This is a genomic window from Thermasporomyces composti (genome assembly GCF_003386795.1).
Lineage (GTDB): Bacteria > Actinomycetota > Actinomycetes > Propionibacteriales > Actinopolymorphaceae > Thermasporomyces > Thermasporomyces composti.
The window spans coordinates 3,153,457-3,172,132 of sequence record NZ_QTUC01000001.1 but is presented as its reverse complement, the minus strand read 5'-3'; the positions used below and the strand labels follow the sequence as shown (position 1 = coordinate 3,172,132).

Below are 18,676 nucleotides of genomic sequence, written 5' to 3'. Positions count from 1 at the left end.
TCAGAGCACCTCCGGGGCGAGCGAGATGATACGCATGTACCGCTTCTCGCGAAGCTCGCGGCCGACCGGCCCGAAGATGCGGGTCCCGCGGGGCTCGCCGTCATTCCTCAGCAGGACCGCGGCGTTCTCGTCGAAGCGGATGTAGGAGCCGTCGGGACGACGGCGCTCCTTCGTGGTGCGCACGACGACGGCCTTGACGACCTCGCCCTTCTTCACGTTGCCACCGGGAATGGCGTCCTTGACGGTGGCGACGATGACGTCACCGATCCCGGCGTAGCGCCGACCGGAGCCGCCGAGCACGCGGATGCACTGGATCTCCTTCGCACCCGTGTTGTCGGCGACCTTCAGTCGCGACTCCTGCTGGATCACGGCAGTTCTCCCATGTCCTTGACCGATATCCGACCCGCGGCCGGACGGCCTAGCCTCTTCCGCGTTACTTGGCCTTCTCGAGGATTTCGACGATTCGCCACCGCTTGGTTGCCGACAGCGGCCGGGTCTCCATGACGAGAACCCGGTCGCCGACCCGGCACTCGTTAGCCTCGTCGTGGGCCTTGAGCCGGCTGGTCCGGCGCATGACCTTGCCGTAGAGCGGGTGCTTGACCCGGTCCTCCACCAGGACCACGACGGTCTTGTCCATCTTGTCGCTCACGACGAGGCCTTCACGCGTCTTGCGCGTTCCACGATTGCGTGCCTTGGTCGCGCCAGCCACCGTCTCCACCTTCTCGCTGGTACTCATTCAGCCGCTCCCTCGGATGTGGTCTCGGAGTCGGCCGGGGCGACGATGCCGAGCTCACGCTCACGCATGACCGTGTAGATGCGGGCGATGTCCCGGCGAACGGCACGCAACCGCCCGTGGTTCTCGAGCTGACCAGTCGCCGCCTGGAAGCGGAGGTTGAACAGCTCTTCCTTGGCCTCACGGAGCTTCTCGGCGAGCTCCTCCTCGCCCAGGTTGCGCAGCTCGGTGGCCTTAGACGTCGTCGCCATCAGCCCTCACCTGCCTCACGCTTGACGATGCGGCACTTCATCGGCAGCTTGTGGATCGCGCGCCGCAGCGCCTCGCGAGCGACCGGCTCCGCAACGCCGGACAGCTCGAACATCACCCGGCCCGCTTTGACGTTGGCGACCCACCACTCCGGCGAGCCCTTACCAGACCCCATCCGGGTCTCGGCGGGCTTCTTCGTGAGCGGGCGGTCGGGGAAGATGTTGATCCACACCTTTCCGCCACGCTTGATGTGCCGTGTCATGGCGATACGAGCCGCCTCGATCTGCCGGTTGGTGACGTAGTGGCCCTCCAGGGCTTGGATGCCGAACTCACCGAACGCCAACGACGTTCCGCCCTTGGCCATCCCGCCCCGCTTCGGCGAATGCTGCTTGCGGTACTTGACCTTGCGCGGGATGAGCATCCTCAGCCCTCCTGTCCCGAACTCGCCGAGCCGGCCGCCGCGCCACCGGCGGACTCGGACGCGGTGGCCCCGGCGGTCGCCTGCTGCCGAGCGGACTCACGCCGGCGCTCACGACGACCGCGCGGCGGGCGCTCGCCTCCGGGCCGCCGCTGAGCGGCGGCGCGCGCCGCGGCCTGCTGGGCCTCGCGCTCTGCGCGCGAGCCCGTCACGTCACCCTTGTAGATCCAGACCTTCACACCGATCCGGCCGAACGGGGTCCGCGCCTCGTAGAAGCCGTAGTCGATGTCAGCCCGCAGCGTGTGCAGCGGGACCCGGCCCTCCCGGTAGAACTCCGAGCGGGACATCTCCGCCCCGCCGAGCCGACCCGAGCACTGGACCTTGATGCCCTGGGCGCCGGCCCTCAGGGCGCTCTGCAGCGCCTTGCGCATCGCGCGACGGAACGCCACACGGCTCGCCAGCTGCTCGGCCACACCCTGCGCCACGAGCTGGGCGTCGATCTCGGGGTTCTTCACCTCGAGAACGTTCATCTGCACCTGCTTGCCGGTGAGCTTCTCCAGCTCACCGCGGATGCGGTCGGCCTCGACACCACGACGCCCGATGACGATGCCCGGTCGCGCGGTGTAGATGTCGACGCGGACGCGGTCGCGGGTGCGCTCGATCTCGACCTTGGAGATCCCGGCGCGGTCCATGCCCTTGGTGAGCATGCGCCGAATCGCCACGTCTTCGGCGACGTACGCCTTGTACAGCTTGTCCGCGTACCACCGACTCTTGTGGTCGGTCGTGATACCGAGGCGGTACCCGTGCGGGTTGACCTTCTGTCCCACTAGCGGGTCCTCCTGTTCCTCTTCTGGCGGGTAGCCGACGCGTCCTCGGTGGACTCGACCACCACGGTGATGTGGCACGTGCGCTTCTTCAGCGGACCGGGCCGGCCCTGGGCACGGGCGCGCCACCGCCGCATCGTCGGGCCCTCGTCCACGTACGCCCGGGCGATCCGCAGCCCACTCCGAGAGAGCTGCAGGTTGTGCTCGGCGTTGGCCATGGCGCTCTCGATCACCTTGCGCACCGGCTCGCTGGCGGCTTGCGGCGTGAACCGCAGGAGGTTCACCGCCTCCTCCGCCGGCAGACCCCGGATGAGGTCGACGACCCGGCGAGCCTTCCTGGGCGTGATGCGGACGTACCGCGCGACGGCCCTCGCTTGCACGGCCGTTTCCATGACGTCACTCCTCGCTGTCGCGGTCACCGGCGCCGACTCCTTCGGTCTTCCTTCTCGTGACCGCGGAACGTCCTGGTCGGCGCGAACTCACCCAGCTTGTGGCCAACCATCGCCTCGGTCACAAACACCGGCACATGCTTACGCCCGTCGTGGACGGCGATCGTGTGGCCGATCATGGCGGGCACGATCATCGAGCGGCGCGACCAAGTCTTGATGACCTGCTTGGTCCCCTTCTCGTTCTGGGCGAGCACCTTCTTCATGAGGTGCTCGTCCACGAAGGGACCCTTCTTGAGGCTACGTGGCATCCTTCGGCTCCCTTAGCGCTTCTTGCCGCTCTTGCGACGACGGATGATGAGCCGGTCACTGGGCTTCCGCCGGCGGGTCCGGCCTTCCGGCTTACCCCATGGCGACACCGGGTGGCGGCCACCCGAGCTCTTGCCCTCACCACCACCGAGCGGGTGGTCGACCGGGTTCATCGCGACACCGCGCACCGACGGACGCCGCCCCTTCCAGCGGGCGCGCCCGGCCTTGCCCAAGGTGACGTTGCTCTGCTCGGTGTGCCCGACCTCGCCGACCGTGGCACGGCAACGGACGTCGACCATCCGGATCTCACCGGACGGCATCCGCAGCGACGCCTTGGTGCCCTCCTTCGCGACCAGCTGGACACTCGCGCCAGCGGAGCGGGCGATCTTGGCGCCCCCACCAGGCCGCAGCTCGATTGCGTGCACCGTGGTACCGACCGGGATGTTGCGCAGCGGCAGGTTGTGACCCGGCTTGATGTCGGCGTTCGGACCGCTCTCGATCCACTGTCCGACCTCCAGCCGCGCCGGCGCGATGATGTAGCGCTTCTCGCCGTCGGCGTAGTGCAGGAGCGCGATCCGCGCCGTGCGGTTCGGGTCGTACTCGATGTGCGCGACCTTGGCCGGCACGCCGTCCTTGTCGAACCGGCGGAAGTCGATGACGCGGTAGGCGCGCTTGTGCCCGCCGCCGCGGTGCCTGGTGGTGATCCGGCCGTTGTTGTTGCGGCCGCCCTTCTTGGGCAGGGGACGCACCAGGGACTTCTCCGGCCTCGAGCGCGTGATCTCGGCGAAGTCCGAGACACTCCCGCCCCGACGGCCCGGCGTCGTCGGCTTGTACTTACGGATAGCCATGCGTTCGTCCTCGCCTGTGCCAGTGCCCGCTAGGAGACGGGTCCACCGAAGATGTCGATTCGCTGTCCGTCGGCCACGGTCACAATCGCCCGCTTCGTGTTGACGCGCTGACCCCAGCCGTAGCGGGTCCGGCGACGCTTCCCCTGACGGTTGAGCGTGTTGACGCCGGTCACCTTGACGTTGAACACCTTCTCGACCGCGATCTTGATCTCGGTCTTGTTGGCGTCAGGACGCACCAAGAAGGTGTACTTGTTCTGGTCGAGGAGGCCGTAGCTCTTCTCGCTGATCACCGGCGCGATCAGCACGTCCCGGTAGTCCTTGTGCAGGTTGCTCATGCGTCAGCCTCCCCTGCCTCCGCTGTGTCGCTCGTCGAGCCGGAGGTCTCCTTCGCCGCGGAGCCGCCGACCGACACACCGGTGAACGCCTCGTACGCGGGCGCGGTGAACACGACGTCGTCGGAGGTCAGCACGTCGTAGGTGTTGAGCTGATCGACGGCGAGCAGGTGCACCTCGGGCACGTTGCGCAGGCTCAGCCAGGTGGTCTGGTCCTCGCGGTCGAGCACCACCAGCACGTGCTCGCGCGGGGTCACCGCGCGCAGCGCGGCCAGCGCCTTCTTCGTGGACGGGCGGTCGCCGTCGATGAGCGAGGTGACGACGTGCACCCGGCCGTGCCGAGCCCGGTCGGTGAGCGCTCCGCGCAGCGCGGCGGCCTTCATCTTCTTGGGCGTGCGCTGCTTGTACGACCGCGGCGTCGGGCCGTGCACCGTCGCGCCACCGGTGAACTGGGGCGCGCGCCGGGAGCCCTGGCGAGCCCGGCCGGTGCCCTTCTGGCGGTACGGCTTGGCGCCACCACCCCGGACCTGGCTCCTGCCCTTGGTCGCGTGCGTACCCTGACGCGCCGCCGCCTGCTGGGCGACCACCACCTGGTGGATCAACGGCACGTTCACCTGCACGTCGAAGATGTGGGCGGGAAGCTCGACCGTTCCGGCCTTGGCGCCCGCGTTGTCGACCACATCGATCGTGGCGGTCACTTCGTCGCCCCCTTCTTGGCCGCGCTGCGGATGAGCACCACGCCACCGCGAGGACCCGGGACGGCACCCTTCACCAGCAGCAGGCCCTTCTCGGCGTCGACGGCGTGCACCTTGAGGTTCTGCGTGGTGACTCGAACACCGCCCATGCGGCCGGCCATCCGCAGGCCCTTGAAGACTCGACCGGGCGTCGCGCAGCCACCGATCGAGCCGGGAGCGCGGTGCTTGCGCTCGACACCGTGGCTGGCCCGAAGACCGTGGAAACCGTGCCGCTTCATCACGCCGGCAAAGCCGCGGCCCTTGCTCGTCCCGGTCACGTCGACCACGTCGCCCGCCGAGAAGATGTCCGCGCCCAGCTCCTGGCCGGGGCTGTAGGACGCGGCGTCCTCGGTGCGAATCTCGGCGAGGTGCCGCCGCGGCGTCACACCGGCCTTCTGGAAGTGGCCCAGCATGGGCTTGTTGACCTTGCGCGGGTTGATCGCGCCATACGCGATCTGGATGGCGGAGTAGCCGTCCGTCTCGGGCGTCCGGACCTGGGTGACCACGCAGGGCCCGACCTTGAGGACGGTGACGGGCACCAGGCGGTTCTGGTCGTCCCAGACCTGGGTCATCCCGACCTTCTCGCCGAGCAGGCCGCGTACCTGGCGTCCCGCACGTCGGCTCAGGGTGTTCGTGCTCATAGGTGCGTCCCTCAGAGCTTGATCTCGATGTCGACGCCCGCAGGAAGGTCGAGCCGCATGAGCGAGTCGACCGTCTTGGGCGTGGGGTCGATGATGTCGATGAGCCGCTTGTGCGTCCGCATCTCGAAGTGCTCGCGGCTGTCCTTGTACTTGTGCGGTGAACGAATCACGCAGAAGACGTTCTTCTCGGTGGGCAGCGGCACCGGCCCTGCGACGGTCGCGCCTGTCCTGGTCACCGTGTCGACGATCTTCCGCGCCGAGCTGTCGATGACCTGGTGGTCGTAGGCCTTGAGCCTGATGCGGATCTTCTGTCCCGCCATGGCTGTCTCGCGTCCTTCTCTCGTACGCCGGAGGCTGACGCCCCCGAGTGCCGTCCGGATCTCCGGCCGGCCGCGGCCCAACGGTTCGTCTCGCCCCGCGAGGCGCTGGGGCCCCGCGAGCCAGCCCGGTTCGGCTCCGACCCCCGCGGTCGGGTGTGTCGCGCTCCGAACCCCGCGCGAGCCCTCGCAGAACTCACGAGAAGTCGGCAGCTGCTCGAACCGGGCGAAGATTACGGATCTCATCCCTCGGATCCGCGGTCGGGGTCGCGACCCGTCGCCGGACCGGGGGAAGCGCGGGTCTCCGTCTCGGCAGTGCCCGCGGAAAGGGGAAGCTCCGCGGTCGCACGCCCCGGCGGCCCGCATTAGGCAACTGCGCCAGTATGCCAGAGCGCTCGAACATTGACCAATCGCACCCTGACAAACGGGTGGGCCGCACCCCTGCGGCCCACCCGTCTGGCTCGACTACTTGATGATCTTGGTGACCCGACCCGCGCCGACCGTGCGGCCACCCTCGCGGATCGCGAACTTGAGGCCTTCCTCCATCGCGATCGGCTGGATCAGCTCCACCCTCATCTCGGTGTTGTCGCCCGGCATCACCATCTCGGTGCCTTCCGGCAGGTGGATGACACCCGTGACGTCCGTCGTCCGGAAGTAGAACTGCGGGCGGTAGTTGTTGAAGAAGGGCTTGTGACGGCCGCCCTCCTCCTTGGACAGGACGTAGACCTGCGCCTCGAACTCGGTGTGCGGAGTGGTCGTGCCGGGCTTGGTGACGACCATGCCGCGCTCGACCTCTTCGCGCTTGATACCGCGGAGCAGCAGACCGACGTTCTCACCCGCGCGAGCCTCGTCGAGGGTCTTCCGGAACATCTCAACGGCGGTCACGACCGTCCGCTGCGACTCCGGCCGGAGACCGACGATCTCGACCTCCTCGTTGACCTTGAGGACACCGCGCTCGACCCGGCCGGTGACGACCGTGCCGCGACCGGTGATCGTGAAGACGTCCTCGATCGGCATGAGGAACGGCTTGTCGATCTCGCGCTGGGGCTCCGGCACCGCCTCGTCGACGGCGTTCATGAGCTCCATGATCTTCTCGGCCCACTCGGGGTCGCCCTCGAGCGCCTTGAGCGCGGACACCCGGACCACAGGCGCCTCGTCGCCCGGGAACTCCTGCTCGTTGAGCAGCTCGCGGACCTCCAGCTCGACGAGCTCGAGGATCTCCTCGTCGTCGACCATGTCCGCCTTGTTCAGGGCCACCACGATGTACGGCACACCGACCTGACGGGCGAGCAGCACGTGCTCACGCGTCTGCGGCATCGGGCCGTCGGTCGCCGCGACCACCAGAATCGCGCCGTCCATCTGGGCGGCACCGGTGATCATGTTCTTGATGTAGTCGGCGTGGCCCGGGCAGTCGACGTGGGCGTAGTGCCGCTTCTCGGTCTGGTACTCGACGTGCGAGATCGTGATCGTGATGCCGCGCTGCTTCTCTTCCGGCGCCTTGTCGATCTGGTCGAAGGCATAGACCGGGTTGACGTCCGGCATCTTGTCGTGCAGCACCTTGGTGATCGCCGCGGTGAGCGTCGTCTTCCCGTGGTCGATGTGCCCAATGGTGCCGATGTTGACGTGCGGCTTAGTGCGCTCGAACTTCGCCTTCGCCACTTCGGGCTCCTCCTGGTTTCTTGCTTGCTACGCCGTGCGAGGCGCGGGCAGCGGAACTGTACGGGGTCGGACAGGCCGGGTCGTCATTCGCCCCGCGCCTTCTTGATGATCTCTTCCGCCACGTTCTTGGGAACCTCGGCGTAGGAGTGGAACTCCATGTGCGGTACGGCGCGCCCTTGGGTCTTGCTGCGCAAGTCGCCAACGTACCCGAAGGTCTCCGACAACGGCACCAGCGCCGTGATGACCCGGTTGCCGGCGAACTCGTCCATCTTCTGGACATGTCCCCGACGCGCGTTGATGTCGCCGATCACGTCGCCCAGGTACTCCTCGGGCGTGGTGACCTCGACCTTGAAGATCGGCTCGAGCAACGTCGGGTCCGCGCGCCGCGCGGCCTCCTTGAACGCCATCGATCCGGCGATCTTGAAGGCCAGCTCGGAGGAGTCGACCTCGTGGTAGGCGCCGTCCCGCAGGGTGACCTTGACGTCCTGCATCGGGTACCCGGCGAGCACCCCGAACTCCATGGCCTCCTGGATGCCCTCGTCGACCGCCGGGATGTACTCGCGCGGGATGCGGCCACCGGTGATGGCGTTGACGAACTCGTACCCGCCGTCGCCGTCGCCGCCGGTCGGTTCGATGTCGATGACGACACGACCGAACTGACCCGAACCACCCGTCTGCTTCTTGTGGGTGTACTCGACGCCCTCGACCTTCTTGCGGATGGTCTCGCGGTAGGCGACCTGCGGCTTGCCGACGTTGGCCTCGACCTTGAACTCCCGGCGCATCCGCTCGACCATGACGTCGAGCTGGAGCTCGCCCATACCCGCGATGATCGTCTGTCCCGTCTCCGGGTCGGTCCGCACCTGGAAGGTCGGGTCCTCCTCGGCGAGGCGCTGGATCGCGTTGGCGAGCTTCTCCTGGTCTCCCTTGGTCTTGGGCTCGATCGCCACGGAGATGACCGGTGCCGGGAAGCTCATGGACTCCAAGACGACCGGCGCCTCAGGCGTGCACAGCGTCTCCCCGGTCGTCGTCTGCTTCAAGCCCATGACCGCGACGATCTGGCCGGCGGACGCCTTCTCGATCTCCTCACGCTTGTTCGCGTGCATCCGGTAGATCTTGCCGACACGCTCCTTGCGTTCCTTGGTCGTGTTGAGCACCTGCGTGCCGGCCGTCAACGTCCCGGAGTAGATCCGCACGTAGGTCAGCTTGCCCAGGTGCGGATCACTCATGATCTTGAAGGCGAGCGCCGCGAGCGGGGCGTCCTCGTCGGGTTCCCGCTCGACGATCTCCTCCTCGTTGCCCGGCGTGTGGCCCTTGATGGCGCCGATGTCGATGGGCGACGGGAGGTAGGTGATCACCGCGTCCAGGAGCGGCTGCACACCCTTGTTCTTGAAGGCGGAGCCGCACAGCACGGGCGTGATCTGGTTGGCGATCGTCGCCCGGCGAATCGCCGCGTCAAGCTGCTCCGGCGTCGGCTCCTGGCCCTCCAGGTAGAGCTCCATGAGCTCGTCGTCGGCCTCGGCCACGGTCTCGATGAGGCGGTCGTGCCACTGCTGGGCCGCCTCACGGTGCGTCTCGGGGATCTCCTCGACGGTCTGGTCCTCGCCCTTCTTGGTCTCCCCGCGCCAGGTGAGGGCGCGCATCCGCACCAGGTCGATGACGCCGAGGAAGTCGGCCTCGGCCCCGAGCGGCAGCTGGACCACCGCCGGTACCGCGTTCAACCGGTCCCTGATCATGTCGACGCACCGGTGGAACTCCGCGCCGACGCGGTCCATCTTGTTGACGAAGCAGATCCGCGGGACGTTGTAGCGGTCAGCCTGCCGCCAGACGGTCTCCGACTGCGGCTCCACCCCAGCGACGCCATCGAAGACCGCGACCGCGCCGTCCAGCACCCGCAGGGACCGCTCCACCTCGACGGTGAAGTCCACGTGCCCTGGGGTGTCGATGATGTTGATGGTGTGGTCTTTCCAGTGGCAGGTCGTCGCCGCGGACGTGATGGTGATACCGCGCTCCTGCTCCTGGTCCATCCAGTCCATCGTGGCGGCGCCCTCGTGGACTTCGCCGATCTTGTAGTTGATGCCCGTGTAGAACAGGATGCGCTCGGTTGTCGTCGTCTTGCCCGCGTCGATGTGGGCCATGATTCCGATGTTGCGAACCTTGGCCAGATCGACGGTACGAAGGTCAGTCGCCATCAGGCTTGTCGGTCTTTCGTGGGTTATCGGCAGTGGACTGGCATCGGCAGACGGCGCCGGTGGACGCTACCGCCATGATCAGGCGACACGGACTACCAGCGGTAGTGCGCGAAAGCCCGGTTGGACTCCGCCATCTTGTGGGTGTCCTCCCGCCGCTTGACGCTCGCGCCAAGCCCGTTGGAGGCGTCGAGAATCTCGTTCATGAGACGCTCGGCCATCGTCTTCTCGCGACGCGCCCGCGCGTAGGTCACGATCCAGCGCAGCGCGAGAGTCGTCGAACGGCCCGGACGGACCTCGACCGGCACCTGGTACGTCGCGCCACCAACGCGGCGGCTGCGCACCTCCAGCGTCGGCTTCACGTTGTCGAGAGCTCGCTTGAGGGTGATCACAGGGTCGGTACCGGTCTTCTCCCGGCAGCCCTCGAGTGCGGTGTAGACGATTCGCTGCGCCAGCTGCTTCTTGCCGTCCCTGAGCACCTTGGTGATCAGCTGGCTCACGAGCGGAGACCCGTACACCGGGTCGACCGGCGGCTGACGCTTCGGAGCTGGCCCCTTGCGCGGCATTAGCTCTTCTCCTTCTTCGCACCGTAACGGCTGCGGGCCTGCTTACGTCCCTTGACGCCCTGGGTGTCCAAGGAGCCGCGGACGATCTTGTACCGGACCCCGGGAAGGTCCGCGACCCGACCGCCCCGCACGAGCACCATCGAGTGCTCCTGCAGGTTGTGACCCACACCGGGGATGTACGCCGTGACCTCGATGTTGCTCGTCAGGCGCACACGCGCGACCTTGCGGAGCGCCGAGTTCGGCTTACGGGGAGTCGTCGTGTAGACACGCGTGCACACACCACGCCGCTGAGGCGAACCCTTCAGCGCTGGCGTCTTGGTCTTGGACACCTTCTCCTTGCGGCCCTTGCGGACCAGCTGCTGGATTGTGGGCACCGTGTCGTTCCTCGATCTCTTGTCAGGACGTTTCGTCCGTTGGACTTTCTCCGGTGTTCACTGTCTGGGGTTGGCGGCGTCACGATCCCCCACCGTCGGCCCCCGCGGTCGGGCGTGTCGCCGCAGGCATCCCTCGCCGAGTTGAAACTCGATCATCGGGATTGGGTGAAGACCCTCACACGCAGCCGAAAAGGGCGCGCGCGAGTGCCCGACAACCACCAGGCACAGCGTCGTACGTTACCTGCCCGCCCGGCCGAGGTCAAAACGACCTAACCGCAGTGCGGTGACCTCACCGCCACGCGGAGAGGAGGACGCCGAACCGCCTAGGTAGCACTACTGTACCGGCACTCGTCACCGTCACACGCGAAGGAGCCACGACACCATGCTGCTCGTGAGCGGCAGCTGGTGAGCGCAGCGGGTGAGCCGACGGTGCGCACGGCCGACGGCGGGCGAGCACCGCCAGCGGCGACGGGGCGCGACAAGGGCGCGGGCGGCGGCAGGGCGTGGCGCCCTCGCCGTCACCCGCGCCCCTCGAGCGGGAGGTCAGCTGGAGTAACCGCCGAAGTCGAAGTCCTCCAGGCGGACCGCCTCGCCACTCCCCGGCCCGAAGGAGTAGTCGGAGTCGTAGCCCTCGTACCCCACCATGGAGTACATCGCGGCCTTGGCCTCCTCGGTCGGCTCCACCCGGATGTTCCGGTAGCGCTCCATACCGGTGCCAGCCGGGATGAGCTTCCCGATGATGACGTTCTCCTTCAGGCCACGCAGCTGGTCGCTCTTGGCGTGGATCGCGGCCTCCGTGAGGACCTTGGTGGTCTCCTGGAAGGACGCGGCCGACAGCCAGGAGTCGGTGGCGAGCGACGCCTTGGTGATACCCATCAGGACCGGTCGACCGGAGGCGGGGGTACCGCCCTCGGCGACCACCCGACGGTTCTCCTCCTCGAACTTCACTCGGTCGACGAGCTCGCCGGGCAGCAGCTCGGAGTCGCCCGACTCGATGACCGTCACCCGACGCAGCATCTGTCGGACGATGGTCTCGATGTGCTTGTCGTGAATCGACACACCCTGCGAGCGGTACACCTTCTGGACCTCGTCCACCAGGTGCTGCTGCACCGCCCGCATACCCAGGACACGGAGGATGTCCTGCGGGTCCGGGGTCCCGTGGGTGAGCTGCTGGCCGACCTCGACGTGGCTGCCCTCCTCGACCAGGAGGCGAGCCCGCTTGGAGACGGGGTAGCCCTTCTCCTCGCTGCCGTCGTCGGGCACGATGACGATCTTGCGGCTCTTCTCGGAGTCCTCGATCCGCACCCGGCCCGCGACCTCGGCGATCGGCGCCTTGCCCTTGGGCTGACGGGCCTCGAAGATCTCCTGGACCCGCGGCAGACCGTGCGTGATGTCCTCACCAGCGACACCACCGGTGTGGAACGTCCGCATCGTCAGCTGGGTACCCGGCTCACCGATGGACTGGGCGGCGATGATGCCGACCGCCTCACCGATGTCGACCAGCTTGCCCGTGGCGAGCGAGCGTCCGTAGCAGGCCGCGCACGCGCCCGCCTTGGAGTCGCAGGTGAGCACGCTGCGGACGCGGACTTCCTCGACCCCCTCGGAGATGAGTCGGTCGATGATCACGTCGCCGAGGTCGGTGCCGGCCTCAGCCAGGATCTCACCCTTGGCGTTCTTCACCGGCTCGGCGAGCAGACGCGCGTAGACCGAGGTCTCCACGTCGTCGGCCTTGCGCAGCGAGCCGTCGGGCTGGCGGACGGCGATCTTCTTGACCAGGCCGCGGTCGGTGCCGCAGTCCGCCTCCCGGACGATGACGTCCTGGCTGACGTCCACCAGACGCCGGGTGAGGTAACCGGAGTCCGCCGTCCGGAGCGCGGTGTCCGCCAGACCCTTCCGGGTGCCGTGCGTCGCGATGAAGAACTCGACGACCGACAGCCCTTCGCGGTAGTTGGACTTGATCGGGCGCGGGATGATCTCGCCCTTCGGGTTGGCCACCAGACCACGCATGGCGGCGATCTGGCGGACCTGCATCATGTTCCCGCGGGCACCCGAGTGGACCATCATGAAGATGGGGTTGGTCTTGGTCAGACCAGCCTCCATCTCCCGCATGACCTCGTTGCTGGCCTGGGTCCAGATCTCGATGAGCTCCTGACGGCGCTCCTCCTCGGTGATCAGGCCGCGCTCGTACTGCTTCTGGACGCGGGCGTCCTTCTCCTCGTAGCGAGCGAGGATCTCCGCCTTGCGCGGCGGCGTCGTGACGTCGCCAATCGCGATCGTCACGCCCGACCGGGTCGCCCAGTGGAAGCCGATGTCCTTCAGCCCGTCGAGGCACGCCGCGACCTCGACCTTCGGGTAGCGCTCGGCGAGGTCGTTGACGATCGAGCCGAGCTGCTTCTTGCCCACTTCCTCGTTGACGTAGGGGTAGTCGTGCGGCAGGACCTCGTTGAACAACGCACGACCCAGCGTGGTCGTCAGCGTGATCGGCTGACCCGGCTCCCAGCCCTCCGGCGGCGTCCAGTTCTTCGGCGGGGTGAGGTCGCGGAAGCGAATCTTGACCTTGCTCTGGACCTCGATCTCGCCGCGGTCGAAGGCCATGATGGCCTCGCCGACCGAGGAGAACGCCCGGCCCTCACCCTTGAGACCGTCGCGGTCCATGGTGAGGTAGAAGATGCCGATGATCATGTCCTGCGTCGGCATGGTCACCGGGCGACCGTCCGCCGGCTTGAGGATGTTGTTGGTCGAGAGCATGAGGATCCGCGCCTCGGCCTGCGCCTCAGCCGACAGCGGCAGGTGCACCGCCATCTGGTCCCCGTCGAAGTCGGCGTTGAACGCCGTACACACGAGCGGGTGGATCTGGATCGCCTTACCCTCGATCAGCTGCGGCTCGAAGGCCTGGATGCCCAGCCGGTGCAGCGTCGGCGCCCGGTTGAGCAGGACCGGGTGCTCGGCGATGACCTCCTCCAAGACGTCCCAGACCACCGGGCGCTGGCGCTCGACCATGCGCTTGGCGCTCTTGATGTTCTGGGCGTGGTTGAGGTCGACCAGCCGCTTCATGACGAACGGCTTGAACAGCTCGATCGCCATGCTCTTGGGCAGGCCGCACTGGTGCAGCTTCAGCTGCGGGCCGACCACGATGACCGAACGGCCCGAGTAGTCGACACGCTTACCGAGCAGGTTCTGGCGGAACCGGCCCTGCTTGCCCTTGAGCATGTCGGACAGCGACTTCAGCGGCCGGTTGCCGGGACCGGTGACCGGGCGGCCGCGGCGGCCGTTGTCGAACAGCGCGTCAACGGCCTCCTGCAGCATGCGCTTCTCGTTGTTGACGATGATCTCGGGCGCGCCGAGGTCGAGAAGCCTCTTGAGCCGGTTGTTCCGGTTGATCACCCGGCGGTAGAGGTCGTTGAGGTCGCTGGTGGCGAACCGGCCACCGTCGAGCTGCACCATCGGGCGCAGGTCCGGCGGGATGACCGGCACGCAGTCGAGGACCATCCCGAGCGGGCTGTTGTTGGTCGTCAGGAACGCCGAGACGACCTTGAGCCGCTTCAGAGCCCGGGTCTTCTTCTGCCCCTTGCCGTTGCGGATGATCTCGCGGAGCTTGGCCGCCTCGGCCTCGAGGTCGAACGCCTCCAGGCGCTTCTTGATCGCCGCGGCGCCCATGTCGCCGTCGAAGTACTTGCCGAAGCGGGCCCGCATCTCGCGGTAGAGGACCTCGTCACCCTCGAGGTCTTGGACCTTGAGGTTCTTGAAGCGGTTCCAGACCTCCTCGAGGCGGTCGATCTCCCGCTGGGCGCGCTCGCGGATCTGGCGGATCTCGCGCTCAGCGGCCTCCTTCACCTTGCGACGGGCGTCGGCCTTGGCACCCTCGGCCTCGAGCTGCGCGAGGTCCTCCTCGAGCTTCTTCATCCGCTGCTCGATGTCGTTGTCACGACGCTGCTCGAGCTGCTTGCGCTCGACGTCGACCTTCGCCTCGAGGGAGGGCAGGTCGCGTGCGCGCGCCTCCTCGTCGACCCACGTGATCATGTAGGCCGCGAAGTAGATGACCTTCTCGAGGTCCTTGGGCGCCAGGTCGAGGAGGTACCCCAGCCGGCTCGGAACCCCTTTGAAGTACCAGATGTGGGTGACCGGTGCGGCGAGCTCGATGTGGCCCATCCGCTCCCGGCGCACCTTGGCGCGCGTCACCTCGACGCCGCACCGCTCGCAGATGATGCCCTTGAAGCGGACGCGCTTGTACTTGCCGCAGTAGCACTCCCAGTCGCGGGTCGGCCCGAAGATCTTCTCGCAGAACAGGCCGTCCTTCTCGGGCTTGAGAGTGCGGTAGTTGATGGTCTCGGGCTTCTTGACCTCACCGTGCGACCACTGGCGAATGTCCTCGGCCGTCGCGAGGCCGATGCGAAGCTCGTCGAAGAAGTTGACGTCGAGCACGTGTTCTCTTCCCCAAAAGACTTGTCGCTGGCTGGTGCCGGGTGCTAGCGGAGGCTCGGGTGGGCCCGCCGCGGGGGCGGTCCACCCGAGCTCTCACTCAGACCTCCTCGACGCTGCTTGGTTCTCGCCGGGTCAGGTCGATGCCCAGTTCCTCGGCGGCGCGGAAGACGTCTTCTTCGCTATCACGCATCTCGACGGCCATGCCGTCACTGGAGAGCACCTCGACATTGAGGCAGAGCGCCTGCATCTCCTTGACGAGCACCTTGAACGACTCAGGGATGCCCGGCTCGGGGATGTTCTCGCCCTTGACGATCGCCTCGTAGACCTTCACCCGGCCCGTGACGTCGTCGGACTTGATGGTGAGCAGCTCCTGCAGCGCGTACGCCGCGCCGTAGGCCTCGAGGGCCCACACCTCCATCTCGCCGAAGCGCTGACCACCGAACTGGGCCTTACCACCCAGCGGCTGCTGGGTGATCATCGAGTACGGCCCGGTCGACCGCGCGTGGATCTTGTCGTCGACCAAGTGGTTGAGCTTCAGCATGTAGATGTAGCCCACCGAGACCGGCTCGGGGAACGGCTCACCGGTGCGCCCGTCGAACAGCCGTGCCTTGCCGTCCGGTCCGACCAGCCGCTGGCCGTCGCGGTTGGGGAGGGTGCACTTGAGCAGCCCGGTGATCTCCTCCTCCTCGGCACCGTCGAAGACGGGCGTGGCGACGTTGGTACCGGGCGGGGCCTCGGACGCGCCGATGGCGTGCAGGTGACGCTTCCACTCCTCGTCGTCGCCCTCGACCTTCCAGCCGGACTTGGCGACCCATCCGAGGTGCGTCTCGAGCACCTGGCCGACGTTCATCCGGCCCGGCACGCCGAGTGGGTTGAGGATGATGTCGACCGGCGTCCCGTCCTCGAGGAACGGCATGTCCTCGATCGGCAGGATCTTGGCGATGACACCCTTGTTGCCGTGACGTCCGGCGAGCTTGTCGCCGTCCTGCACCTTCCGCTTCTGGGCGACGAGGACCCGCACGAGCTGGTTGACGCCCGGCGGCAGCTCGTCGCCTTCCTCACGGTCGAAGACACGGGTGCTGATGACCGTGCCGCTCTCGCCGTGGGGAACCTTCAGCGAGGTGTCACGAACCTCCCGGGCCTTCTCGCCGAAGATCGCCCGGAGCAGCCGCTCCTCCGGGGTCAGCTCGGTCTCGCCCTTGGGGGTCACCTTGCCGACGATGATGTCGCCCTGCACGACCTCCGCACCGATGCGGACGATCCCGCGCTCGTCGAGGTCGGCGAGCATCTCCTCGGAGACGTTGGGGATGTCCCGGGTGATCTCCTCCGGCCCCAGCTTGGTGTCCCGAGCGTCGACCTCGTACTGCTCGATGTGGATCGAGCTGAGGATGTCCTCCTGGACGACCCGCTGGGAGAGGATGATCGCGTCCTCGTAGTTGTGGCCGTGCCACGACATGAACGCGACCAGGAGGTTCCGCCCGAGCGCCATCTCGCCGTTCTGGGTGGAGGCCCCGTCGGCGATGACCGCGCCGGCCTCGATCCGGTCACCTTCGTCGACCAGCGGCCGCTGGTTGATGTTGGTGCCTGCGTTGGAGCGACGGAACTTCGCCAGCCGGTAGGTCTGGTAGGTGCCGTCGTCGTTCGCGACCTCGATGTAGTCGGCGCAGACCTCCCGGACCACACCAGACTTCTCCGCGACGACGACGTCGCCGGCGTCGACCGCGGCGCGGTACTCCATACCGGTGCCGACCAGCGGCGCCTCCGCCCGGAGCAGCGGCACCGCCTGCCGCTGCATGTTGGAGCCCATGAGCGCCCGGCTGGCGTCGTCGTGCTCGAGGAACGGGATCATCGCCGTGGCGACCGAGACCATCTGCCGCGGCGAGACGTCCATGTAGTCGACCTGGTCGGCCGGCACGAGGTCGACCTCGCCGTGGCGCTTCCGGACCAGGACGCGTTCCTCGGCGAAGCTGCCGTCCTCGTTGAGCACGGCGTTCGCCTGCGCGATGACGTAGCGGTCCTCCTCGTCGGCGGTGAGGTACACGACCTCGTCCGTCACCCGGCCGTCGACCACCTTGCGGTACGGCGTCTCGACGAACCCGAACGGGTTGACCCGACCGTAGGTCGCCAGCGACCCGATGAGACCGATGTTCGGACCCTCGGGCGTCTCCACCGGGCACATCCGGCCGTAGTGGGAGTGGTGGACGTCGCGGACCTCCATGCCCGCCCGGTCACGCGACAGACCACCCGGACCGAGCGCGTTGAGACGCCGCTTGTGCGTCAGACCCGCGATCGGGTTGGTCTGGTCCATGAACTGGCTGAGCTGGGAGGTTCCGAAGAACTCCTTCAGCGCGGCCACGACCGGACGGATGTTGATGAGCGTCTGCGGGGTGATCGCCTCGACGTCCTGGGTGGTCATCCGCTCACGGACCACCCGCTCCATCCGGGCCAGGCCCGTACGCAGCTGGTTCTGGATCAGCTCACCGACCGTGCGCAGGCGGCGGTTGCCGAAGTGGTCGATGTCGTCCTCTTCGACCGGGATCGTGCCCTGGGGAGCCTCGAGCTCCGTCCGCCCCTCGTGCAACGCGACGAGGTAGCGGATCGTGGCGACGATGTCGTCGATGGTGAGGACCGTCTGCTCCTGCGGCAGGGCCAGCCCGAGCTTCCGGTTGACCTTGTACCGCCCGACCTTCGCCAGGTCGTACCGCTTCGGGTTGAAGTAGTAGTTCTCCAACAGCGCCTGGGCGGCCTCTCGCGTGGGCGGCTCACCAGGACGCAGCTTGCGGTAGATGTCGAGCAGCGCGTCGTCCTGGCCGGAGGTGTGGTCCTTCTCCAGCGTCAGACGCATCGACTCGAACTCACCGAACTCCTCGAGGATCTGCGCGTCGGTCCACCCGAGCGCCTTGAGGAGGACGGTGACGTTCTGCTTCCGCTTGCGGTCGAGTCGGACGCCGACGAGATCGCGCTTGTCGATCTCGAACTCCAGCCAAGCGCCGCGCGAGGGGATGATCTTGGCGGTGTAGACGTCCTTGTCGCTGGTCTTGTCGGGCACCCGCTCGAAGTAGACGCCCGGCGACCGCACGAGCTGGCTCACCACGACACGCTCGGTGCCGTTGATGATGAACGTCCCGTACTCGGTCATGAGCGGGAAGTCGCCCATGAAGACCGTCTGGGACTTGATCTCGCCAGTCTCGTTGTTCATGAACTCCGCGGTCACGAACAAGGGCGCGGCGTAGGTGAAGTCGCGCTCCTTGCACTCCTCGACGGAGTTCTTCGGCGGCTCGAAGCGATGGTCACGGAACGACAACGACATCGTGCCCGAGAAGTCCTCGATCGGGGAGATCTCCTCGAAGACCTCCTCCAACCCGGACTTCGTGGGCACGTCGGTGCGGCCCTCTTCGAGGGCCTTGGCCACCCGGGCCTTCCAGCGCTCGTTGCCGATCAAGGCGTCGAAGCTCTCCCTCTGCAGGGCGAGCAGGTCGGGAACCTCGATCGGTTCCTTGATCTTCGCGAACGAGACGCGGTGGGGCGGTGCGGCCTTGTGAACAGTCGTGCTGGATGTAGTGGACGCGGTGATGCGCGAGGCGGCCAAGAGGGGTCCTTCCGAGGCTGCGGACTCGTCTCTCACATGCCAGACCGACCCAGGTCACCCTGGGAGCGGTCGGAAGGCAGGGCAAAGCG

At 67.4% G+C, this 18,676-nt stretch carries 18 protein-coding genes; all 18 read right to left on the bottom strand.

What is annotated here, in order from left to right; genetic code table 11:
• On the bottom strand, positions 1–369 hold the full coding sequence (rplN, locus tag DFJ64_RS13730) for a 50S ribosomal protein L14 (RefSeq protein ID WP_115850805.1): 369 nt from the start codon (positions 367–369) through the stop codon (positions 1–3).
• Between the two features lie 64 nt (positions 370–433).
• Entirely contained in the window at positions 434–736 is a 303-nt protein-coding gene (rpsQ, locus tag DFJ64_RS13725; RefSeq protein ID WP_115850804.1) for a 30S ribosomal protein S17, read from the bottom strand.
• Positions 733–984 (bottom strand): 50S ribosomal protein L29, encoded by a 252-nt coding sequence (gene rpmC, locus DFJ64_RS13720; RefSeq protein WP_115850803.1) that lies wholly within the window; start codon positions 982–984, stop codon positions 733–735. Before rpmC ends, rpsQ begins: the two co-directional genes overlap by 4 nt.
• Positions 984–1,403, bottom strand: a complete 420-nt coding sequence (gene rplP / locus DFJ64_RS13715) for a 50S ribosomal protein L16 (protein ID WP_115850802.1) — start codon at positions 1,401–1,403, stop codon at positions 984–986. The genes rpmC and rplP overlap by 1 nt, the downstream gene beginning before the upstream one ends.
• Before the next feature lie 2 nt (positions 1,404–1,405).
• Positions 1,406–2,227 carry a 30S ribosomal protein S3 gene (gene rpsC, locus DFJ64_RS13710; protein ID WP_115850801.1) on the bottom strand — a complete coding sequence of 274 codons (822 nt, stop codon included), beginning with the start codon at positions 2,225–2,227 and terminating at the stop codon, positions 1,406–1,408.
• On the bottom strand, positions 2,227–2,616 hold the full coding sequence (rplV, locus tag DFJ64_RS13705) for a 50S ribosomal protein L22 (protein ID WP_245941124.1): 390 nt from the start codon (positions 2,614–2,616) through the stop codon (positions 2,227–2,229). The genes rpsC and rplV overlap by 1 nt, the downstream gene beginning before the upstream one ends.
• Before the next feature lie 23 nt (positions 2,617–2,639).
• Positions 2,640–2,921: a 30S ribosomal protein S19 gene (rpsS, locus tag DFJ64_RS13700; RefSeq protein ID WP_115850800.1), complete on the bottom strand. Its 282-nt coding sequence runs from the start codon at positions 2,919–2,921 to the stop codon at positions 2,640–2,642.
• 12 nt (positions 2,922–2,933) lie between these two features.
• Entirely contained in the window at positions 2,934–3,767 is an 834-nt protein-coding gene (gene rplB, locus DFJ64_RS13695) for a 50S ribosomal protein L2 (RefSeq protein WP_115850799.1), read from the bottom strand.
• Positions 3,768–3,796: 29 nt separating this feature from the next.
• Complete coding sequence (gene rplW / locus DFJ64_RS13690; protein ID WP_115850798.1) at positions 3,797–4,102, bottom strand: 50S ribosomal protein L23; 306 nt, start codon at positions 4,100–4,102, stop codon at positions 3,797–3,799.
• Positions 4,099–4,797: a 50S ribosomal protein L4 gene (gene rplD, locus DFJ64_RS13685; RefSeq protein WP_115850797.1), complete on the bottom strand. Its 699-nt coding sequence runs from the start codon at positions 4,795–4,797 to the stop codon at positions 4,099–4,101. Before rplD ends, rplW begins: the two co-directional genes overlap by 4 nt.
• Positions 4,794–5,474: a 50S ribosomal protein L3 gene (gene rplC, locus DFJ64_RS13680; RefSeq protein WP_211310617.1), complete on the bottom strand. Its 681-nt coding sequence runs from the start codon at positions 5,472–5,474 to the stop codon at positions 4,794–4,796. Before rplC ends, rplD begins: the two co-directional genes overlap by 4 nt.
• Positions 5,475–5,485: 11 nt before the next feature.
• Positions 5,486–5,794, bottom strand: a complete 309-nt coding sequence (gene rpsJ / locus DFJ64_RS13675; RefSeq protein ID WP_115850796.1) for a 30S ribosomal protein S10 — start codon at positions 5,792–5,794, stop codon at positions 5,486–5,488.
• A 462-nt stretch (positions 5,795–6,256) separates the two neighbouring features.
• On the bottom strand, positions 6,257–7,450 hold the full coding sequence (tuf, locus tag DFJ64_RS13670; RefSeq protein WP_115850795.1) for an elongation factor Tu: 1,194 nt from the start codon (positions 7,448–7,450) through the stop codon (positions 6,257–6,259).
• An 83-nt stretch (positions 7,451–7,533) separates the two neighbouring features.
• The gene (fusA, locus tag DFJ64_RS13665; protein ID WP_115850794.1) at positions 7,534–9,639 is read right to left on the bottom strand and encodes an elongation factor G; all 2,106 of its coding nucleotides are present in this window, start codon (positions 9,637–9,639) and stop codon (positions 7,534–7,536) included.
• A 92-nt stretch (positions 9,640–9,731) separates the two neighbouring features.
• Positions 9,732–10,202, bottom strand: a complete 471-nt coding sequence (rpsG, locus tag DFJ64_RS13660; protein WP_115850793.1) for a 30S ribosomal protein S7 — start codon at positions 10,200–10,202, stop codon at positions 9,732–9,734.
• A complete protein-coding gene (gene rpsL / locus DFJ64_RS13655; RefSeq protein WP_115850792.1) occupies positions 10,202–10,576 on the bottom strand; it encodes a 30S ribosomal protein S12 in 375 nt (124 codons plus the stop codon). The genes rpsG and rpsL overlap by 1 nt, the downstream gene beginning before the upstream one ends.
• Positions 10,577–11,119: 543 nt before the next feature.
• The gene (locus tag DFJ64_RS13650) at positions 11,120–14,998 is read right to left on the bottom strand and encodes a DNA-directed RNA polymerase subunit beta' (RefSeq protein ID WP_115850791.1); all 3,879 of its coding nucleotides are present in this window, start codon (positions 14,996–14,998) and stop codon (positions 11,120–11,122) included.
• 97 nt (positions 14,999–15,095) lie between these two features.
• Entirely contained in the window at positions 15,096–18,572 is a 3,477-nt protein-coding gene (gene rpoB / locus DFJ64_RS13645) for a DNA-directed RNA polymerase subunit beta (protein ID WP_211310828.1), read from the bottom strand.
• Positions 18,573–18,676 lie beyond the last annotated feature (104 nt).